The organism is Nitrospirillum goiasense (assembly GCF_034427435.1).
Classification (GTDB): Bacteria; Pseudomonadota; Alphaproteobacteria; order Azospirillales; family Azospirillaceae; genus Nitrospirillum.
This window is the reverse complement of record NZ_JAXQNP010000004.1, coordinates 1,062,959-1,084,067: the sequence shown is the minus strand read 5'-3', so window position 1 is coordinate 1,084,067 and position 21,109 is coordinate 1,062,959. Positions and strand designations below refer to the sequence as shown.

The 21,109-nt window shown below is 68.3% G+C and carries 16 protein-coding genes and 1 pseudogene; 8 read left to right on the top strand and 9 right to left on the bottom strand.

What is annotated here, in order from left to right:
• Positions 1-20: 20 nt before the first annotated feature.
• From ULB03_RS26500 to ULB03_RS26480, 5 genes are all read right to left on the bottom strand, one after another.
• Positions 21-374: a response regulator gene (locus ULB03_RS26500; RefSeq protein ID WP_322486076.1), complete on the bottom strand. Its 354-nt coding sequence runs from the start codon at positions 372-374 to the stop codon at positions 21-23.
• Positions 329-2,251, bottom strand: a complete 1,923-nt coding sequence (locus tag ULB03_RS26495) for an ATP-binding protein (RefSeq protein ID WP_322486075.1) — start codon at positions 2,249-2,251, stop codon at positions 329-331. The genes ULB03_RS26500 and ULB03_RS26495 overlap by 46 nt, the downstream gene beginning before the upstream one ends.
• A complete protein-coding gene (locus ULB03_RS26490; protein WP_322486074.1) occupies positions 2,212-2,823 on the bottom strand; it encodes a PDC sensor domain-containing protein in 612 nt (203 codons plus the stop codon). Before ULB03_RS26490 ends, ULB03_RS26495 begins: the two co-directional genes overlap by 40 nt.
• Positions 2,824-2,956: 133 nt before the next feature.
• Positions 2,957-4,528: a hypothetical protein gene (locus ULB03_RS26485; protein ID WP_322486073.1), complete on the bottom strand. Its 1,572-nt coding sequence runs from the start codon at positions 4,526-4,528 to the stop codon at positions 2,957-2,959.
• Positions 4,529-4,756: 228 nt separating this feature from the next.
• The gene (locus ULB03_RS26480; RefSeq protein ID WP_322486072.1) at positions 4,757-5,701 is read right to left on the bottom strand and encodes a LysR substrate-binding domain-containing protein; all 945 of its coding nucleotides are present in this window, start codon (positions 5,699-5,701) and stop codon (positions 4,757-4,759) included.
• Between ULB03_RS26480 and ULB03_RS26475 the strand changes: the two are divergent.
• Both ULB03_RS26475 and ULB03_RS26470 read left to right on the top strand, forming a co-directional pair.
• A pseudogene (locus ULB03_RS26475) lies at positions 5,654-6,522 on the top strand (FMN-dependent NADH-azoreductase). The gene ULB03_RS26480 and the pseudogene ULB03_RS26475 sit on opposite strands and share 48 nt — an antisense overlap.
• Before the next feature lie 145 nt (positions 6,523-6,667).
• The gene (locus ULB03_RS26470) at positions 6,668-7,120 is read left to right on the top strand and encodes a DUF1810 domain-containing protein (protein ID WP_322486071.1); all 453 of its coding nucleotides are present in this window, start codon (positions 6,668-6,670) and stop codon (positions 7,118-7,120) included.
• Positions 7,121-7,212: 92 nt separating this feature from the next.
• On the opposite strand, the gene ULB03_RS26465 is transcribed toward ULB03_RS26470, so the two are convergent.
• Entirely contained in the window at positions 7,213-7,662 is a 450-nt protein-coding gene (locus ULB03_RS26465; protein ID WP_322486070.1) for a helix-turn-helix domain-containing protein, read from the bottom strand.
• A gap of 739 nt (positions 7,663-8,401) precedes the next feature.
• On the opposite strand from ULB03_RS26465, the gene ULB03_RS26460 reads away from it, so the two are divergent.
• A complete protein-coding gene (locus ULB03_RS26460) occupies positions 8,402-10,096 on the top strand; it encodes a methyl-accepting chemotaxis protein (RefSeq protein WP_322486069.1) in 1,695 nt (564 codons plus the stop codon).
• Positions 10,097-10,156: 60 nt separating this feature from the next.
• Here ULB03_RS26460 and ULB03_RS26455 read toward each other — a convergent pair whose 3' ends face one another.
• Positions 10,157-12,229, bottom strand: coding sequence for a M1 family metallopeptidase (locus ULB03_RS26455; protein ID WP_322486068.1), 2,073 nt, complete (start codon positions 12,227-12,229; stop codon positions 10,157-10,159).
• Between the two features lie 412 nt (positions 12,230-12,641).
• Here ULB03_RS26455 and ULB03_RS26450 point away from each other — a divergent pair, with 412 nt between their 5' ends.
• The 4 genes from ULB03_RS26450 to ULB03_RS26435 all read left to right on the top strand — a co-directional run bounded on the left by ULB03_RS26450 (position 12,642) and on the right by ULB03_RS26435 (position 17,494).
• On the top strand, positions 12,642-14,126 hold the full coding sequence (locus ULB03_RS26450) for a methyl-accepting chemotaxis protein (RefSeq protein ID WP_322486067.1): 1,485 nt from the start codon (positions 12,642-12,644) through the stop codon (positions 14,124-14,126).
• Between the two features lie 133 nt (positions 14,127-14,259).
• Entirely contained in the window at positions 14,260-15,783 is a 1,524-nt protein-coding gene (locus tag ULB03_RS26445; RefSeq protein WP_322486066.1) for a deoxyribodipyrimidine photo-lyase, read from the top strand.
• A 32-nt stretch (positions 15,784-15,815) separates the two neighbouring features.
• The gene (locus tag ULB03_RS26440) at positions 15,816-15,965 is read left to right on the top strand and encodes a DUF2256 domain-containing protein (RefSeq protein ID WP_322486065.1); all 150 of its coding nucleotides are present in this window, start codon (positions 15,816-15,818) and stop codon (positions 15,963-15,965) included.
• Positions 15,962-17,494 (top strand): cryptochrome/photolyase family protein, encoded by a 1,533-nt coding sequence (locus ULB03_RS26435; RefSeq protein ID WP_322486064.1) that lies wholly within the window; start codon positions 15,962-15,964, stop codon positions 17,492-17,494. Before ULB03_RS26440 ends, ULB03_RS26435 begins: the two co-directional genes overlap by 4 nt.
• A gap of 3 nt (positions 17,495-17,497) precedes the next feature.
• Here ULB03_RS26435 and ULB03_RS26430 read toward each other — a convergent pair whose 3' ends face one another.
• Entirely contained in the window at positions 17,498-18,349 is an 852-nt protein-coding gene (locus tag ULB03_RS26430; protein ID WP_322486063.1) for an oxidoreductase, read from the bottom strand.
• A gap of 129 nt (positions 18,350-18,478) precedes the next feature.
• Positions 18,479-19,381 (bottom strand): LysR family transcriptional regulator, encoded by a 903-nt coding sequence (locus ULB03_RS26425; protein WP_322486062.1) that lies wholly within the window; start codon positions 19,379-19,381, stop codon positions 18,479-18,481.
• Between the two features lie 229 nt (positions 19,382-19,610).
• On the opposite strand from ULB03_RS26425, the gene ULB03_RS26420 reads away from it, so the two are divergent.
• Entirely contained in the window at positions 19,611-21,026 is a 1,416-nt protein-coding gene (locus ULB03_RS26420) for an aminotransferase-like domain-containing protein (protein WP_322486061.1), read from the top strand.
• Positions 21,027-21,109 lie beyond the last annotated feature (83 nt).

Below are 21,109 nucleotides of genomic sequence, written 5' to 3'. Positions count from 1 at the left end.
GCGCTCAGCATGGGCAGCGCTCAGCGGCGCGTGTCGTACAACGCGTCCAGCCGGTCCATCAGGGCCTTTACCGACAGGGGCTTGATGAAAAACGCGTCGGCCCCGCCGGCGCGTGCGGCGGCCTCGTCCACGTTGGCGCTATAGCCGGTGCATAGCACGCAAATCAGCCCGGGATGGCGACCCTTGGCGGCGTGGATCAGGCTCATGCCCGTCATGCCGGGCATAACCTGGTCGGTGATCAAGGCGTTGAAGCCTGGTGTCTTGTCAGACAGCAACTCCAGCGCCGCCCGGGGGTCGCCGCACACGGTGACCTCGTGGCCCCGACGGCTCAGCCCCTCCCGCAGCAGTTCGCCCATGGCTTCGGTATCGTCCACCACCAGGACCCGCAGAATGGCGGGGGAACGGGATGGGCCGTTTCGCGCTGTCCGTCATTGGACTCAGTCGCCCCGGCGATCGCCGCCGGTCCGGAGAAGCAGGGCAGGGTGATACGAATGACGGTGCCGGCGCCCAGCTTGCTGGCCACGGCCAGGCCGCCGCCGTGCGCTTTCACGATGCTGAGGACGTTGGCCAGGCCCAGCCCGGTGCCCTTGTCCTGCCCCTTGGTGGTGAAGAAGGGCTCGAACATGCGGGCCAAGTGGTCCGGGGGCAGGCCGCTGCCCTGGTCGGCGACCTCCAGCACCACGTGCGGCACCCCTGCCGGTGCCGGGACGATTTCCGCCGTCGCCCAATCCGATGGGAAAGCGAAGGGAAGGGGCCCGCGGCTCAGGCGGATGGTGATGTCGCCGGCGTCGCCCCGGCGGGCGTCGTGCGCGTTGATCACCAGGTTCATCAGAACCTGCATCATTTGGGTCGGGTTGGCGCGCAGGGGGGGCAGGCCCTCCTCCGACGTGCAGGTCAGGCGGGTGGTGGCCGGCACGGTCGACCGCAGCACCACCTGCGCGTCCTCTATGATGGTTCGGGCTGGCACCACCTCCTGCACCCCGGCGTCGGTGCGGGCGAAGCCCAGGATTTGCCGCACCAGATCCTTGGCGCGGGCGCCGACCTCCAGGATGCGCTCGGCATAGCCCCACGCCGCCGACCCCGCCGCCAGGTCGGTGGACAGGAAGCCGGCGTAGCCCAGGATGGCGCCCAGCAGGTTGTTGAAGTCATGGGCAACGCCGCTTGCCAGTTGGCCGACCGTTTCCAGCTTGTCCTGCTGCAGGATTTGCCGTTGCAGCACTTGGCGCTCCCGTTCCACACGGTCACGTTCCGAAACGTCGCGAACCACCACCAGGATGTCGCCGCTGGGGTCTATGCTGGCCGTGAACTCCAACGCGTCCACCGTGTAGCCCGTCAGGCTGGCCCAGTTGTCGACGCGCCCCGTCCACACGCCCCTGTGGGCCAGGCTGACGCCAATCTGCTGGCGCAAGGCCGCCAGCGCCGCTGCCGTTTCCGGCGTGACGAACTGCGAAATACGCCGGCCCAGCAGATCCTTCGCGTCGGTGACGCCCACCAGGGTCAGCGCCTGGTCGTTGGCATAGAGCACGTCATAATCCCGGCTCATCATATAGATGGCGTCATGCGCCACGGCGATGCAGGCCGCCACCCGTTGCAGGTCGCGACGCAGGTCATCGCGCTCCACCAATGTGCGGCGGAAATCCTCCAGGCCGCGGGCCAGGTCGCCGATGACGTCGGGGCGGTCCTGGTCGGGCAGCGTCCGGTCGTAATCCCCCCGGCTCAGGCCGTCCACCCCGGCCTGCAGACGCTTCAAGGGTCTGGCCACGATTAGGCGCACGGCCGCCACCATCAGGCCGGTCAGCAGCAGGGCGCACAGCACGCCCGCCACCAGGATGGCGGTGCGGATGCCGGCGAACGGCCCCACCAGCCGGTCCAGCGGCACGTCCATGACCAGCAAACGCCGCCCTTCCCCCGGGAAGAGGTCCACGGGCCAGGTGAAGCGCCGCTCGCGCGTCCCATCGGCCAGGCGGCGTTCCAGGCTATAAGGTTGCGCCTGGTCGACGAACACCTGCTCCCCAACTGAAAACGGGTCACCCGGCCCGTTGCCGAAGGTGACGGTGCTGCCCACCAGGGCGTGGTCGGAGTGATAGACCCAAACCTCCGAGGTGTTGATGATGGCGACGGGCGCGCCAAAGGGGCGGTGGCCATCATAAATGCGGGCGCGGGCCTTCTGGTCCAGGTCGATGCCGGCCACGCCGATGACCCGGTCGCCCATCATGACCGGATAGGCATGCGACACCACGATGGTCGGCACACCCAGGATGGGGAATTCATGGGGGGCAGGACGGCCAGGCGGTGGCGCCGTGCGGCGCGGGCATAATAATCCTGGCCATCGAAATCCGCCGGCGGCGGGACCAGGCGCACCGTGCCTTCCTGGCTGCTGGCGTGCAGGGCGTAGCGGCCGGTGCCTGGCATCCCCACCTGGGCGTCATTGGCCGCCAGTGCCGCGGCGTCGGGGCCCAACGCGTCCGGCTCGGCATAGAACCAGATGCCCGCGACCTCGGGGTGCAGGGCGGCGGCCTGGCGCAGATATTCCGTCACCTGCCGGCGGTCAGCCACCGTCAGGCGCCCGCCTTCCATTTCGCGCGCCGCCGCCAGCGCGGAAACCATGCGGGCGGCCCCCTCCGCCAGGGTCATCGCCTCCTTCACGCTGGCGCTGATGGCCAGGGCTTCGCGCTGGGCGGTGTCACGGCCATAATCGTTGACGAAGCGCTCCACCACCTGCTGGCTCAGGTGCACCGTCACCAGGATCATCCCCCCCAGCATGATGCCGGCGGCTGGCAGGATGGCCAGCAACAGGCGCATGGGGAGGGAGAGGCGGATCATCCGCAGTTCCATGGTTTGCGCCGCCGCCGGCAGGCGATCACGCGGGGGCGCTCGCGTGGCGGACGGCAAGGGGAGCTGAAGGCACGGAAAAAGCGTAACGCAATCAAAGCCGATTTACGCCTTACCAAGAAGGTCAGGGTTGCTGGGCACCCGTCAGGTCGACGGGGGCCAGGTCCATCACCATCATGTCCGGCACCATCATGTCCGGCGCCAGGACGTCGGGCAGGACAAGGTCCGCGCCGGCCCCCACCGCCGGCAGCGCCACCCCCCGCGCCAGCCGGCGACGCAGCCGGATCACCGGGCTCACCGCGTACGGCGCCGGGGGCATCGCCGCGGCCTCTTGCGCGCTGTCCACTTGGCGCAGGCGCCGGTCGATGGCCAGGGCGAAGACGGGCACCAGCCACACCAGGCGGTTCTGGTATCGGTCGTGTGGGTTGGACAGGGCCCCGCAGATGAGGGCGTTGCCGGCCAGCGCCGCCCACAGGAAGACCAGCGCCCCCAGTGCCACGCCATCCCGACGCCTTACCGCTTGGGGGACCAGCGCGGCCAGCGCCGCCAGGGCCAGAAAGGCCAACGGCACCGTCAGATAATTGGAAAGGTCGGCCATGCCGGGGGCCGGCCCCTCGCTCTGCTGGTCGGCCTTGAGGAAGGTGGCTTCGGACGCCGGAAGCACGCGATGCATGACGGCCCGGGTGCTGTCATGAAACTCACCCAGCCCATCCCCTGATTGGACGCGGAAGAACTGCTCCACCCCAGCCTGAAGGGATGACAGGGCCAGGGCCAGGGGGTAGGTCCGCACCACCGCCATGTTGACCCGGCCGGCCTCCGCCGCCATCCCTTGCCAGCCGCCCAGCGTCGCCAGGGGTGAGTCCTCGCCCCACAGGAATTCGTCCGCCGTGGCGGGCAGGCGGTGGCGATACCGGCACAGGGTGTAGGCGTGCGGGTCTTCGGCGCACCGCTCGTCCAGCAGGCGGCGCACCTGGCCCTGTTGCAGCAGGCTGCCGAACAGGAACAGGGGACCCCCAGGGGTCAGGCGGGCCTGGCCGGTGACGGCGCCATTCAACAGCGGCAGGGCCAGCATGCTGCCCACCACCATGGCCGCGGCGGGCAGCAGGCGCAGGCTTCGCCAGGACTGTGGAACCCGTGTCAGCATGCCGACAGCCTTCATCGCGGCCAGCACCACGATCAGGCCCCCGCCAAGGGCCATGCCGGACATGTGCGACATGAGCCCGACCACGCCCACCAGGGCGATGCCCATCCGTTGGCCCCAGGACAGCCAGGCCCAGCGGAAGGCCAGCAGCCACAGGCTGCCCACCACCAGGGGAATGGCCAGGTCCGGCATCAGCTGGGCGGTGTACCAGGCCATGCCGGTGCCCAGCGACAGCACCGCCACCAGGCCCAGCAGGGCGGCGCCGTCGCGCGCCGCGTCCGTCCGTCCCCCATTCGGTATCAGGCCGGCGCGCAGGTGGCCCACCATCCATAAGGTCAGCAGACTTTGCGCCAGCACGGGCCCCCACAGGGTGCGCCAGTTCAGGGACGTCGCTTGCAGGAACAGGCCATAAACCAGGGACCGCCCCTCGACCAGCTTGTGGTCCGCCGCCGCTTCGATGTAGCCGCCGGTATCGAAAAAAACGATGGGGAAGCCGTTGAGCAGCGCCGGCCATAGCATCAACGCCAGCGCGCCGGCCATGGCCAGCACGGACATGAAGGACGGCGGCGCCCGGTTCGGGCGGGCACGCGCAAGCAAGCGCGCACACAGGTGACGCACAAAAGACGACCCAGGCATGGCGGATGGGTCCCCCAAACCGAAAATTCCCCGGAATTCTTATGGTTAACGCCCTAATAGCGCCGCTGGCGCCCGGGACTGTCAAGGACAAAGGGGGCTATGATTGCAAATCTGCGGACGGGGTGGCTTTGTCGCCACGGGCGCGGCTTACAGCCCGCCACCGATCCAGGCCGCGTTGGCCTGGCAGGGGGCTGTCGGGCGGTTGGCGAATTCCGCCGCCAGGGCGTCGATGAAGCCGCGCACCGCGGGAACCAACCCCCGGCGGGACGGGAACACGGCATGCACCACCCCCGCCGGCAGGGTCCAGCCCGGCAGCAACGCCTCCAGCGCGCCTTGGGCCAGATAGGACTCGACGACGAAATGGGGCAGTTGGGCCACGGCGATGCCCGCCAGCGCGGCGTCGCGCAGAAGGCCCATATCCTCGGTGATCAGGCGCGGCTGGTGGGGGATGACGCGCAGGATGCCGTCCGGCCCGTATAGCCGCCAGACATACTCGCCACCGGTGCGCGGCATGTCCGCGGCCGGCAGGGCCGACAGTTCCTCCGGGGTGGCGGGCCGGCCGTGACGGTCCAGGAAGGCCGGGCTGGCCACCAGGGCCGATCCATGGCTTTCCAGCACCTTGACGATCAGGTCGCTGTCCTCCAGCGGCGGCATGCGCACACGGATCGCCAGATCATAGCCTTCCTCGATCACGTCGACCCGGCGGTTGCTGGCCTCCAACCGGATGGTCACGCGCGGGTGCTGGGCCATATACCGGGTGACGACGGCGCCGACCCGGCTGGGCACCAGCGCCGTGGGACAACTGACGCGGATCGTGCCTTGTGGTTCCGCCCGGGTGCGGTCCACCGCCTCCTGGGCCGCCTCCGCCTCCGCGATCATGGCCAGGCAGTGGGCGTGATAGGTGCGGCCCACATCGGTGATGGCGAAGCGGCGGGTGGACCGCTGCAACAGCCGCACGCCCAACTGTTCCTCCAGCATCGACACGCGACGGCTGAGGGTGGACTTGGGCACGCCCAAGGCCCGCTCCGCGGCGGCGAAACCGCCATGATCCACCACCTGGGCGAAGTAATAGAGGTCATTCAGGTCGCGCATCGTCGGCCCCATCATCCCGCCGGACTGGCGGGATTTATTGTTCCAGTCGTGGAACATAGAGTGCGAAATCCGCCCCCTGATGGCAAGGGCGTTCCAGTGGCATTCTTATCGGGTCTTTGGCGGCCGGTGATCCCCGGCGCCCCAATCGGAAAGCCAGCTGCCAGAACGTCGGCTGCCAGAACGAAAGCATTGATCATGAAGCTCCTGCACATCGATTCCAGCCCCTTGGCCCAGGCCTCCGTTTCGCGCGAGCTGACCGCCGCCGTGGTCCAGGCCTGGCAGCAGGCCAACCCGTCGGGTGAGGTGGTGTATCGTGACGTTGCCGCCGACGCCCCCGCCCATCTGGACGGTGAGTTGCTGGCCGTCGCCAAGTTCGGCGCGGAGCAGAACCTGACCCCCGCCCAGCAGGCGGAGCGCGCCCTGGTCGACACCCTGGTGGATGAGCTGCTGTCGGCCGATGTCGTGGTCATCGGCGCGCCCATGTACAATTTCTCCGTCCCCAGCCAGTTGAAGGCCTATCTGGACCGCCTGGCCCAGCCCGGCCGCACCTTCCGCTACACCGAGGCCGGCCCGCAGGGCTTGGCCGGTGGCCGCAAGGTCATCGTCGTCTCCACCCGGGGGGCAAGTATGCCGGCACGCCGTATGAGGTGGCGCTGGACCACCAGGAAGCTTATCTGAAGGGCTTCCTGGGCTTCCTGGGCATCACGGACGTCACCATCGTCCGCGCCGAGGGCGTGTCCATGGGCCCCGATGCCAAGGCTGGCGCGCTGGCGGCCGCGAACACCCAGATCGGCGGCCTGTTCCTGGCTGACGCGGCGTAAGGCGTCGGCGGTTTCTGAACAGAACCCTTCTCGATGATGGATGGCCGGCGCCCCTATACCCAAGGGGCGCCGGTTTTCTTTTGGGCGTTGGGATAGGCTGTCCCGTCCGTCCGCAAGGGCTCCGTCACATCACGGGAAGGAAACCATGGACCATCACCAACCCCCCGACCTGCAGCGCTTCGTCGATGCCCAGAATCCCCAGCTGGATACGGTGATCCAGGAACTGACGACCGGGCATAAGCGCAGCCACTGGATGTGGTATTTCTTCCCGCAGTTGGCCGGCCTGGGACGAAGTGCGACGTCGCAACATTACGCCCTGGCCTCCCTCGATGAGGCGCGGGCCTATCTGGAGCACACCATCCTGGGCGGTCGGTTGCGCCAGTTGACCGCCATGGTCAACGACTTGCCCGGCCAGGACCCGGTGGCGGTGTTCGGTCCGGTGGACGCGCTCAAGTTCCACTCCTGCATGACCCTGTTCCACTTGGCGGCGGGTGATTACGACAGCCTGTTCCAGGACGCGCTGGACAAGTATTTCGCCGGGGTGCCGGACCAAAGGACGCTAGCGCTGGCGCACCACCCGGCCAGCCTGGATGCATGAGTGGCCAATACGGCTTCGGTGAGACGGGGCGGAAGGCGGCACGGGTAGCCGCAGCCGGATACCCGACGCCCAATAAAGCCATACGGCTTCTTTCAGGGCGCGCCCGCGATGTTGGCATCCTCCTGTGACGAGGGGCCAGCCAGCCACTCGTATCCTCTCAGCAGCCAATCGGCCAGTTCTTCCGGCTTTTGCTGAAGGGTTGCCGGCTGGCGGATGACGGTGTCGATAAAGGCCTGGAACAGGCTGCGCAAACGCAGGCGGTCAAGGGGGGGCGGCGTCGCCGGCATGGGCGATGATGTCCCCTCCAGCAGGGGCAGCCGCATTTCCCCCGTCCCCGATATCAGCCAATCCAGGGAAACACCATAGACCTCCCGCATGGCGATCAGGACCTCCACGGTCGGCAGGGCGACGCCACGCTCGTAAGAGCCCAGGGTGACGGGATGGGTCTTCAGCCGTGACGCGGCTTCGTTCCGCCCCATGGCGCCCCGGGCGCGGATCAGCCGTTCGGCGAAAGGGGTCTTCGGTTTCAGCGGACGGGCCATGGCATCTGCACCGGCTCATATCCGATGGGGCGGCATCACGCCGCCACGCGGCGGCCGACTCCCGCAGGCTAGGCTTGTTTGAAGCCATATAATTCCATTAGACCGATAAAACGGCTTGCAATGCAGCATAAACGCTGTAAACGTGGCAGGCATTAAAGCTTTCTCCAAGGTCGGTGGCCTGTCACGGCGGCACCTCGCCGTGGCCAGAAACGGACAAACATGTGACCTGCCTGACAATGCCGGCTGTGACATGCGAGGAAACAGCAGCCGGACTGATGCCGCTGGCGCCATCGTGCCAAGCATCGGCTTCAGCTTGATTGTTCAGGATAAAGAAAAAACTAAATACGGTCGGCGTTGGAAACGGCAGTCATCAAAAATAATCTCCGTTCACGCCCATTCAGTTGTGTGTGGCCCGCGATCTGATCCGGCTGCTCACGAATATGCGTGAGGCTGTCTTATGGAACCTTCTGTGCCTGTCGTTTCCCATCCCAAGCTTCCACCCGGCGGCGCGATTGCCCAGGCCGCATCCCACGGCCCCGCCCCGCCCCCGGGTCTGTACCCGACGCCAGCGCGACGACTGGAAAGTATAGCGCGACCTTCCGGCGATCAGGCAAGCGAAGTGCCCTGACATCGCCACCTACACGGAAGAACCGGCCGCGCCCATCACCATCGTGGCGCCGCACCTCGATTTGCGAACCTCTGCGATTCACGGGAAGGTGGCTTACCCATGCTTCGAAATATGCGTTTGGTATATAAAATCCTGATGTTGGTCGGCGCGCTGGCGCTGGTTGTCGGGGGCCTGGGCTATACCGGCTACAGCAATGTCCGGCGTCTGGGCGTCGCGGGCACGGAAATCGACGCCGCGGATGGGCTGGCGTTGCGCGCCGCCCGGGTCAACCAGGCGCTGGTCGCCCTCAGCCGCTCGGAATATCGGGTGGGCATGAATGCCAGCCCGGCCAACGTCGCCGAGGCCCAGAGACTGGTGGATGCCAACCGCGCCGCGTTCGAAAAGGGCCTGGACGACCTGCGGCGCAGCGTGGACAGCGACCGTGAACGCCGCCTGGTGGCGGAAATCGAGGATCACTACCGCACGTATCTCAAAGGCATGGACCAGACCTTCGCCCGGGCGCGGGAGCGGGGGCGCGACATCACCCTGGGCGACGCCCAGAAGGACGTCATGCAGGCGGTTGAGGAAAACCGGCCCGTCGCCGATCGCCTGCAAGCCGCGGTCAAGGCGGCGGCGGACTATTTCGACGAGCAGGGCACGCGGACCGCGGAGGCTGGTGTGCGCACGGCGACGACCGCGCAGACCGTCATGCTGGTCGGCTCCGCCCTGGGCATCATCATCGGCCTGGGGCTGGGCCTGCTCATCGGCCATACCGGCATCGCCCAGCCCATCGGCCGCATGGTCGTCTGCCTGCGGCGCCTGGCCGAGGGCGACGTGAACCTGGCGATCTATGGCATCGGCCGGCGGGATGAGTTGGGCGAGGTCGCCGAGGCCATGCAGGTCTTCAAGGACAACATCATCCGCAACCGGGAGATGGAGGCGGAGGCCAAGGCCATGGAACAGCGCGCCGCGGAGGAAAAGCGGCGGGCGATGAACGAATTAGCCGACCTGTTCACCGCCAGCGTCGGCGGGGTGGTCGATTCCGTTTCCTCCGCCGCGGTGGAACTGACATCCACCGCCGCCGCCATGTCCTCCATCTCCGAGGAAACCAGCCGTCAGGCCACGGCCGTGGCCGCCGCCGCCGACCAGACGACGGCGAACGTGCAGACCGTTTCCACAGCGGCCGAACAGCTTTCCGCCTCGGTGGGGGAGATCAGCGGCCAGGTCAACCAATCGGCGCGCATCTCCACGGCGGCGGTTGATCGCGCGCGTGCGGCCAATGAACAGATCAAGGGCCTGGCCGGCGCCGCCGACCGCATCGGCCAGGTGATCGGCCTGATCAACGACATCGCCAGCCAGACGAACCTGCTGGCTTTGAACGCCACCATCGAAGCCGCGCGCGCCGGCGAGGCGGGGCGTGGTTTCGCCGTCGTCGCCGGGGAGGTGAAGTCGCTGGCCAACCAGACGGCGCGGGCCACCGACGACATCGCCGCCCAGGTCGTCGCGGTCCAAACCTCCACCCGCCAGGCGGTGGACGCCATCGAAGGCATCGCCGGGGTGATCGACGATCTGAACCAGATCGCCGCCGGCATCTCCTCGGCGGTGGAGGAGCAGAGTGCGGCGACGCGTGAGATCGCGCGGAACGTGGATGAGGCGGCCAAGGGCACCCAGGATGTCTCACGCAGCATCTCGGGCGTGACCGTGGCGTCGGAGGAGGCGGGCCAGTCGGCCACGCAGGTGCTGGAGGCGGCCAACGCCCTCAGCCGCGATTCCGAAACCCTGCGCACCCAGGTCAACGACTTCATCGCCAAGATCCGGGCGGCATGAGGACAGGGCCGGTGCCGCACCGGCCCTGTTGAACCCCGGCCGACGTCACCCAGCGCCGTCTTACTTCATCTCCCACACGTCGTTGGCCCGGTTGGTGTCGGGCAGGGCGTGGTCGGGGTCGATGGTGACGCGGGTGATGGCGGGGCCGCCGTCCAGGCGCACCGTGGCCTCCGCCGCGCCGCGCCAGGTTTCCACCGGAATGCGCAGGGTGCGCTGGCTGCCGTCGGCGTAGTCCACCCGCAGGGTCGCCGGCAGGACCAGGCGGTCCAGGGCCGCCAGCCTCACCAGGGCGCCCTTGTCCGGGCCGCCATCGGCATAGGCCACCTTGCGCACGGCGAAATCCACCGCCCAGTTGTTGAGGTACCAGCCGCGCCAGAACCACGTCAGATCCTCGCCCGCCCCGGATTCCATGGCGCGGAAGAAATCGGATGGCGACGGGTGCTTGTACGCCCAGGCGCGGATGTAGCGGCGCAGGGCGGCGTCGAACCGCTCCGGCCCCAGGATCTGTTCCCGCAGCAGCACCAGGCCCAGGGCCGGTTTGAAATAGCTGACGGGGTGGCGGTACTTCTCCGACACGCCATCGGGGGCGTTGATAATGTTGGGGGCGGCGGCGTCGGTCAGAAGCGGCAGGATCTCGTCCACCGGGTTGCCGCCGCCGGGCGCATATTCGCCATCGCGCTTGGGCGCGTATTCGCCGTGGTTGAAAGCGTCCTGGGCATAGATGTCGATGAAGGTGTTGGACCCCTCATCCATCCAGGCGTCGCGCCGCTCGTTCGATCCCACGATCATGGGGAACCATGTGTGGCCGATCTCGTGCGTGGTGATCCAGTACAGCTTCTTGCCCTCATCCTGGAAGCCGTCGAACACCATGCCCGGATATTCCATGCCGGCGCCATGGCCGCCCAGGTTCACCGCCACCGGCCAGGGATAGGGGAACCATTGGCTGGAGAAATGCTCGATGGAGGCCTTCAGGTATTCCGTCGACCGGTTCCACTTGTCCGGCCCCACGCCCTCCACCGGATAGACCGACATGGCCAGGGCGTGCTTGCCCTCCGGCAGGTTCACGCGCGCCGCATCCCACACGAAGGCGTTGGAGGCGGCGAACACCACGTCGCGGGTGTTCTTCATCCGGAAATGCCAGGTCATCTCCCCGGTGGTGCGGGGACGGCTTTGCGGGTCCGTCACCTCCTCCGGCGTGCGGATCAGGACCGTGGCGTCGCTGGCGCGGGCCTGGTCCAGGCGCTTCACTTGCGTCGGCGTCAGCACCTCCGCCCCGTTCACCAGTTCACCCGAGCCTGCCACCAGCATGGTGGCCGGGACGGTGACGGTGTAGTCGAAGTCGCCATACTCCAGGTAAAACTCCGCCCCGAGATAGGGCAGGGTGTCCCAGCCGCGCAGGTCGTCATAAACGGCCATGCGCGGATACCACTGGGCGATCTCATAGATCTCGCCGTTCTTGGTCGGCGTGTGGGCGGTGCGCCCGCCCCAGGTGCCCGGGATGGTGTAGGCGTAGTCGATGTGCAGCGCCAGCTTGCCGCCCTTGGCCGCCAGCGGCTTGGGCAGGTCCACCCACAGGCGCGTGTCGTCGACATGGAAGGGCAGGGCGATCACCGGGCCGTCGCCAAAGGAAACGGCGACCGCCTTGATGAGGAAGCCGTCGGTGTTGCCCCGGCTGGGCCGGCCGCCGCTGGCCACCGCCGCGCGCGCGTCCTTGCGGTAGATGTTCTGGTCCAGTTGCAGCCACAACCGGTCCAGCGCGTCGGGGCTGTTGTTGGTGTATCGGATGACGGCGTTGCCGCTGATGGACGGCGCCTCGGGCTTGGACAGATCCAGTCGGGCATGCAGTTCGTAATCAGCCCGGTTTTGCCAGTAGGCGGGGCCCGGCAGCCCGCTGCCCGAGCGGTATTGGTTCACCGCCTGCGGCAGGGTCAGGGGGGCGAAGGCATCGAAGGGGCGATAGGCGGTGACCAGGGGCGGCTCTGTTTCCGGCGGCTTTTCCAGTTGTTTCGTGGCCTGCGATGGCCCCGGGCCCGCGTGTCCCCCCTGGCCGTCCTGTCCCAGGCTTGGAACCGGCGCCGCCAAAACCGGGAGGAGGGCAAGCGTCGCGGCACGACGGATCCAAGGTTTGGTCATGGGTGATGCGGCCTTTACTCATGGGTTTCGGGGCGGGTTTGGTTAACCGCACGGGCGACCGTCCCCTGCCAAGAACGGTCATGATCATTAAGTGCCTGGCATCATGATGTATTTTGGTGATTGGTGGAAGCCCGGCCTGACGGTGTCTTGATGCTGGTGTATACGCCGCCAGGCTTGGCCAAGCTAACCGAATGGATAATATGCACTTAGTTATATAAAGAAACGCGACTGGACATAGCCCAGTATTCACAGTACGTTCACGGCAACCAGATCCGAAAATAATTCTCTAATTCAGCCGCTTGTCTTTTGGCGCGGATATCGATGATTTTAGAGATTTGAGGATTTAACCAATTTTAGTGGCAGGAGTTTAACCATTTTTTAAATGGTTGGTCCTGGCGTGTGGAGTTGCTTGATGTTCTGGTCATTCCTGACACGGCGCGCCGATGAGACGAAGGCGACGCTGGCGGCGCTTGCCAAGTCCCAAGCCGTGATCGAGTTCGCGCTGGACGGCACCATTCTCGACGCCAATGAGAAATTCCTGAAAACCATGGGCTACACCCTGGCGGAGGTGAAGGGCCGGCATCACAGCCTGTTCCTGGAACCGTGCCAGAAGGACAGCGCGGAGTACCGCCAGTTCTGGGAATCGCTGCGCCGGGGCGAATATCAGGCCGCCCAGTTCAAACGCCGGGGCAAGGGTGGGCGCGAGGTGTGGATCGAGGCCAGCTACAATCCCGTGCTAGGCCGTGACGGCCGGCCCTACAAGGTGGTGAAGTACGCCACCGACGTGACGGCGGCGAAGCGGGAGCAGGCCGACCTGCTGGGCCAGGTGACCGCCATCAACAAATCCCAGGCGGTGATCGAATTCACCCTGGACGGCATCATCCTGCGCGCCAACGACAACTTCCTGAACGCCATGGGATATACCCTGGCGGAGGTCGAGGGCCGGCACCACAGCCTGTTCGTTGAGACGGGCCAGAAGGACAGCGCGGAATACCGCCAGTTCTGGGAGGCCCTGCGCCGCGGCGATTATCAGGCGGCGCAGTTCAAGCGCGTGGGCAAGGGCGGGCGCGAGGTGTGGATCGAGGCCACCTACAACCCCATCCTGGACCCCGATGGAAAGCCCTACAAGGTGGTCAAGTACGCCACCGACATCACCCGCCAGGTGCGCATGCTGGGCGACCTCAAGCGCCTGATCGACAGCAACTTCACAGAGATCGACGCCGCCGTCGAGCAATCGGTCAGCCGGTCCGAGGGTGCCGTGGCGGCGGCCGACCAGACCGCCGGCGCCGTCCAGGGCATTTCCGCCGGTGCCGAGCAGTTGGCCGCCTCCACCCATGAGTTGACGGCCAACATGACCCAATCGCAGCGGGCGGTGGACAGCGTGGCGGCGGAGGCGGCGTCCGCGGGTGCCGCGACCCAGCGCCTCAACGCCGTCGCCCAGGCCATGGAACGGGTGGTGGATGTGATCCGGGCCATCGCCGGCCAGATCAACCTGCTGGCCCTGAACGCCACCATCGAGGCGGCCCGGGCAGGCGAGGCCGGAAAGGGCTTCGCCGTCGTGGCGACGGAGGTGAAGAACCTAGCTAACCAGGCGGCGTCCGCGACCTTGGAAATCTCTGGTGAGATCGCGGGCATGCAGTCCGTGGCCAGCGAGGTGGTGGGCGCGTTGGACAGCATCCGCGGCTCCATCGACACCGTCCGGGAACTCGTCACCACCGCGGCCTCCGCCGCCGCGGAGCAGGGGGCCGTCACGCTGGAAATGTCGCGGTCCATGCAGCGGACCGCCAGTGTCGCGGAGACCATGACCCAGGACATCACCGCCATCGGGCGCGCCATCCGCCAGGTGGAAAGCATGGTGGACAAGACCCGCGAGGCGGCGCGCGTCCTGGTCCAATAACCTGGCTTACCGGCAGCCGCGGCACAGACCCGGCCAAGGCATGAAACGGCGTAGGTGATCCGGCGGGCGCTCCTTCCCCGTAGAACAGCCGCCGGGTCTTGTGCCGGCCCGGTGGGAAAGGGGGAAGGGTGCCATGACCTACAGCGTCGTCTGGTTCAAACGCGACCTGCGCTTGGAGGATCATGCCGCCCTGCATCAGGCGGTGCGGCGGGGGCCGGTGCTGTGCCTCTATGTGATCGAGCCCAGCCTCTGGCGGCAGCCCGACGCCGCCAACCTGCACTATCAGTTCATCCTGGAATGCCTGGCCGACCTGGCGGAAGACCTGCGCCAGCGGGGTGGCGCCCTGCATGTGGCGACGGGCGAGGTGGTGGAGGTGCTGGGGCGCCTCTACCGTCAAGCCCCCTTCACGGCCCTGCATTCGCATGAGGAAACCGGCAACGACCTGAGCTATCGGCGGGACCGGGCCGTGGCCCGCTGGTGCCGTGAGCAGGGCGTCGCCTGGCACGAGGTGCCGCAGTTCGGCGTCGTCCGCCGCCTGGCCGACCGGGATGGATGGCAGGCCGCGTGGGAAAAGCGCATGGCGGCGCCCCGCCTGCCGCTGCCGGCGGCCCATTTCCTGCCGCCACCCTGGGCGGAAGGCCCTCCGCCCCCGCCATCGGCCCTGGGGCTGGAGGCGGTGGACGCTCCGCTGCGCCAGGCTGGCGGCCGACGCCGGGGCCTGGCCGTCCTGGACAGTTTCCTGGACGATCGCAGCGGCCGCTATCGCGGCGGCCTGTCCTCCCCGCTGTCGGCGCCCACCGCCTGCTCCCGCCTGTCGCCTTACCTGGCCCAGGGCGCGCTGAGCGTGCGCGAGGTGGTCCAGGCCACCCGTGACCGCCTGGCCGGCCTGCCCGATGGGCCCGATCCCCGGCGGCAGGGCCTGGCCGCCTTCCTCAGCCGTCTGCACTGGCACTGCCATTTCATCCAGAAGCTGGAAAGCGAACCGCCGCTGGAATGGCGCAACCTGCACCCCGGCTATGACGGCCTGCGCGAAGGGGAATGGAACGAGGCCCATTTCCAGGCGCTGGTGGCGGGACGCACCGGCTGGCCCCTGGTCGATGCCTGCGTCGCCATGCTGCGCGAGACCGGCTGGATCAACTTCCGCATGCGGGCGATGCTGGTGTCCGTCGCCGCCTATCCCCTGTGGCTGCACTGGCGCCCCGTGGGCCTGTGGTTGGCCCGCCAATTCCTGGATTACGAACCCGGCATCCACTGGAGCCAGATGCAGATGCAATCGGGCACCACGGGCATGAACACCACCCGCGTCTACAACCCCTTGAAGCAGGCCCGCGACCACGATCCCCAAGGCCGCTTCGTGCGCCGCTGGCTGCCCGCCCTGCGCCGCGTGCCGGACAGCTGGTTGTTCGAGCCATGGCGCATGCCGGCCGATGTGCAGGCCCGTTGTGGGGTGCGGGTGGGGCGGGACATTCCCATCCCCCTGGTGGACTTGGAGGGGGCGACCCGGGCGGCGAAGGCGCGCGTACATGGCCTGCGGGCCCAGCCGGCGGTGAGGGCCGTGGTCCCGGCGCTGGTCGACCGCCATGGCTCGCGCAAGCCCGCGCCGTCCCGGCCCCGGCCGCGCCCCGCCCCGCGCGGGCAACTCAGTCTCGACCTGTGATCGCGGGACCCCTGATTGCGGGAAACAACACCATGCGCATGCGGCGGAAATCCGACCTGCCCACCAAGATCTGCGTCCAGTGCGGCCGCCCCTTCGCCTGGCGGCGCAAATGGTCGCGGGTGTGGGAGGAGGTGAAATATTGTTCCGACCGCTGCCGCCGCGCGGCGCGGGGCCAGCCATGACGACCTTGCGCCTGATCCTGGGGGATCAGCTCAACCCCCGCCACCGCTGGTTCGACCAGGTGGACGACGGCGTGGTGTACGCCTTGATGGAGGTGCGGCAGGAAACGGACTACGTCCGCCATCACGCGCAGAAGATCCTGGCCATCTTCGCCGCCATGCGGGACTTCGCCCGCCACCTGCGGGCGGCCGGGCACCGGGTCCACTACCTGGCCATCGACGATCCGGCCAACCGCCAGGGTCTGCCCGCCAACCTGGACCTGCTGCGCGAGCGGCACGGCGCCACGGCCTTCGAATACCAGGCGCCGGACGAATGGCGGCTGGACCGCCAGTTGGCGGACTACGCCCAGCGCCTGGGCCCCTCGGCCCGCATGGTGGACACCGACCATTTCCTCAGCGCCCGGGACACCGCTGCCGGTCTGTTCCAGGGGCGGCGGCGGTGGCTGATGGAGCATTTCTACCGCCATATGCGCCGCGTCCACGGCGTGCTGCTGGAACCGGATAGCGGACAACCGGTGGGCGGGCAGTGGAATTTCGACCACGACAATCGCAAGCCTTGGCCGGGCCTGCCGGCCGAGCCCGAAGACAGCCGCCCGCGCCACGACCACGCCGCCCTGTGGCGCGCCATCACCGCCGCCGGGGTGGACAGCTTCGGCGATCCGATGGCGGATCGGCTGCCCTGGCCGCTGAATAGGGCCGAGGCGCTGGCCCAGCTCGACGCCTTCCTGGCGCGGGGACTGCCGCACTTCGGCGATTATCAGGACGCCATGAGCACGCGCGGCTGGCGCCTGTTCCATTCCCTGCTGTCCTTCGCCCTCAACACCAAGATGCTGTCGCCGGCCGAGGTGGTGGCCGGGGCGGAACAGGCGTGGCGGCGCGGGGCCGCCCCCCTGGCGGCGGTGGAAGGGTTCATCCGCCAGATCCTGGGGTGGCGGGAATATGTGCGCGGCGTCTACTGGGCCCACATGCCGGGGTACGACCAGCGCAACGCCCTGGGTCATGACCTGCCCCTGCCATCCTGGTTCTGGACCGGCGATGTGTCCATGCGCTGCCTGGCGCACGCGGTGGGGCAATCGCTGCGCCACGCCTATGCCCACCACATCCAGCGCCTGATGGTCATCGGCAACTTCGCCCTGCTGGCCGGCCTGGACCCGGCGGCGGTGCATCGCTGGTACCTGGGCGTCTACATCGACGCCTTCGAATGGGTGGAACTGCCCAACACCCTGGGCATGAGCCAGTTCGCCGATGGTGGGCTGATGGCCACCAAACCTTACGTCTCGGGGGCGGCCTATATTGACCGCATGGGCGACTATTGCCGGGGCTGCCGCTATGACCGCAAGGCGCGGGTGGGGCCGCGCGCCTGCCCCTTCAACGCCCTGTACTGGGATTTCATGGACCGCCATGCGGCGACGCTGTCCGCCAACCCCCGCCTGGCCTTGCCCTACCGCCAGTTGGCGCGCATGGATCCCGCCGACCGGTCGGCGCTGCGCTCCCAGGCGGCGGAGACGCGCCGCCGCCTGGAAACGCTGTGACCTTTACGCCGGGAAGTCGGTGCCCAGGGTGACCGTCCGCCACTCCGCCAGATTGGCGGCGAAGGCCTGCTGCCGGGCCTGTACCCGGTTCCAGGCGTCGGTGCCCAGCACCAGGTGCCGGGGCGGGTTGGGGGACAGCACCGCGGCCACGATGGCCTGCGCGCCCCGCGCGGGATCGCCCGGCTGCTGGCCGTTCTGCGCCTGCAGGCGGGCCACCGCCGCGCCGGCCGTCGCGGCATAGTCCGCGATGGGGGCGCCGGTCAGGCGCAGCGATTGTTCGGTCAGGAAGTCGGTACGGAAGGCGCCCGGCTCCACCAGTGTGACGCCGATGCCCAGGGGCGCCACCTCCTGCGCCAGGCTGAGCGACACGCCCTCCAGCGCGAACTTGGAGGCGGCGTAAAGGCCGGACCCCACGCCCGGCGCCAGGCCGGCGATGGAGGTGATGTTGACGATGTGGCCGGATCGCCGGGCGCGCATCAGCGGCAGGGCCGCCTGCATCACCGCCAACGCGCCGAAGAAGTTGACCTCGAACATCTGCCGCGTGGCGGTGGTGTCGGCATCCTCCACCGCGCCCAGCAGGCCATAGCCGGCGTTGTTCACCACCACGTCCAGCCGCCCGTGCAGGGCATGCGCCCGGGTCACCGCGTCCCGGACCTGCGCCGCCTCGGTCACGTCCAGCGGCAGGACGTGCAGGCGTTCGTGGGGCGGCAGATCGCTCTGGCCGTCCCGGGTGGTGCCGATGACCACCTGCCCCTGGTCCAGCACGGCCCGCGCCAGTTCCCGGCCGAAGCCGCGCGAGATGCCGGTGATGAACCAAACCTTGGGCGCATCGGTCGTCGGGGTATCGCTTGCCATGATCCGCATCCTTCCTGAAAGCCGGCCCGCCAAGGGGGCGGGGCCGGGGATGCGCCTGAAGATGGGAACCCGCCGCCCTGCGCGGAATGCATCACAATCGAAACGGCCTATGAAGCGGTGATGATATAATCAGCCGCCGTAGGTGGCGCGGATGAAGTCGGTGAAGACGCGCAGCGGCAGGGGCGTATGCCGCTGCTTGGGATAGCACAGGAAGAATCCGGGGAAGGTGCCGGACCATTCCTCCAGCAGGGGGACCAGGCTGCCCTCCTGGATATAGGGCTGGATGCGGTCCTCCAGCCACAGCGCGATGCCCATGCCCTGCAGGGCCGCCGCCAGCACCAGGCTCTTGTCGGTGACGATGATGGGGCCCTTCACGGCGACGGAAAACCAATCCCCCTCCGGTTCCTGGAATTCCCAGTGGTAGATGCGGCCCGTCTCCGCCCAGCGCCAGTTGATGCAGGCATGGTCCAGCAGGTCGCGCGGGTGGCCCGGCACGCCATGGCGGGCCAGATAGTCCGGCGCGGCGATGGCCACCTGGCGCAGGCTGCCGCCCAGCTTGATGGCCACCATGTCGTCGGAGATCATTTCGCCCAGGCGGATGCCGGCGTCATAGCCCTCGGCCACGATGTCGTGCACCACGTCGTCCACCGTGACGTCCAGGATGATGTCGGGATAGGCCTGGTGGAACTGGCCCAGGATGGGGGCCAGGAACCGCTCCGCCCCCACGCGGGAAGAGGTCAGGCGCAGGGTCCCGGCCGGCCGTTCACGCAGGTCGTTCACATCGGCGACCGCGGCCTGCAACTCCTCCAGCACCGGCTTCAGGCGGGCATAGAGACGCGAGCCCGCGTCGGTGACGGACACGCTGCGGGTGGTGCGGTTCAACAGGCGCACCCCCAGCCGCGCCTCCAACCCCCGGATGGTCTGGCTGAGGGCGGAGGGGGAAACGTGCAGCTCCGTCGCCGCGCGGGCGAAGTTGCCCTGCGCCACGATGGTGGCGAAGGCGCGCAAATCGGCGAACTCACTGCCCCGCATTCTTCCATTCCCGACAGGATGATCCCCTTGTGGGGTAACACGGGCGGCCCGCCACGGGCTGTGTCAGCCGACACTCCCCATTTTGGGGCCCCTTCGGCGGCCGCTTGATGGAAATCATGGCATACGGCGATTGCAGGGCTTCCTAATACGAATGTCCGCATACATATAATCCATGCAATCCATTTTGGGGCACATCATGTCGGGCGCATTCAGGGGCAGGGGCAACGCGATGACGGAAGATGAGGTATGGTTACCCCGCTTGAGCGGCCGGGGCGGGCCGGTCTACCTGGCCATCGCCGACGCCATGGCGGCCGACATCGGCGCCGGCCGGCTGGTGCCGGGCGAGCGCCTACCCACCCAGCGCGCCCTGGCGGAGGCGCTGGGCATCGACCTCACCACCGTCACCCGCGCCTATGCCGAGGCGCGGCACCGCGGCCTGTTGTCGGGCGTGGTGGGGCGGGGCACGTTCATTTCCGACCGCGCGGCGGCGGACATGGCGCCCCTGGCCCAGGGCGACATCGACATGTCCATGAACGTGCCGCCGCAGCCCCTGCCCCTGCTGCGTGGCCATCTGGCGCAGGGGATGGAACGCTTGGCGCGGGCGCCGGACCTGGGGCGCCGCCTGGGCTATCGCGCCGCCGGTGGCGGGGCGCAGGAACGCACCGCCGGTGCCGCCTGGCTGCGCCGCCGCTACACCGCCGGCGGGGCGGCGGCCGGCGCCAGCCCCCACGCCGACCGCGTGCTGGTGGCGCCGGGCGCCCAGGCGACGCTGCACGCGCTGCTGTCCCTGTTGGCGCAGCGGGCCGACGTGGTGCTGGCGGAAACGCTCAGCTATCCCGGCTTCACCGCCATCGCGGCGCGCCTGGGCCTGCGCGTGGTGGCGGTGGACTGCGATGACGAAGGGCTGTTGCCCGACGCGGTGGCGGCCGCGTGCCGTGGCATGGGCGCCCGCCTGCTGTACTGCACCCCCACCCACCACAACCCCACCACCGCGACCATGTCGGCGGACCGGCGCCGGGCCCTGGCGGCCGTCATCCAGGCCCAGGGCCTGACGGTGATCGAGGATGACGCCTACGGCGCCCTGGCGGGCGATCCCGGCACGCCCCTGTCGGCACTGGCACCCGACCAGGCCTGGCATGTGTCCACCCTGTCCAAATGCCTGACGCCGGCCCTGCGCACCGCCTATGTCGCGGCCCCGGACGCGATCCAGGCCGAACGGCTTGAGGCGGTGCTGCGCACGCAGATGCAGATGTCCTCCCCCCTGGCCGGGGGCCTGGCGGCGGATTGGGTGCTGAACGGCACCGCCGCCACCCTGGCCGATGCCGTTCGGGCCGAGGCCGCCGCCCGCCAGCGTCTGGCGGCGGAGCTGCTGCCCCCGGGCAGCTACCGGGCCCAGCCGGACAGCCTGCACCTGTGGCTCAGCCTGCCGCCCGACTGGACGCCCCACGCCTTCGTCCAGCGCGCCGCCCGCACCGGCCTGACCCTGGTGCCGGGCGACGCCTTCCTGTCATCCGACACCCCCGTGCCCAAGGCCGTGCGCCTGGCCCTGGGTGCCGCCCCCGACGCGGCCGCGCTAAAGGGCGCGCTGATCCGCGTGGCCGGCCTGCTGGAGGGGCCGAAGGGCGGCGCCATGGGGGTAGTGTAGCCGACATAAATGGGCGGCTTTGGATTGGAGATATCCAAATTGCGACGTATCATAAAATATCTGGAAATAACGCGTCAAATAGT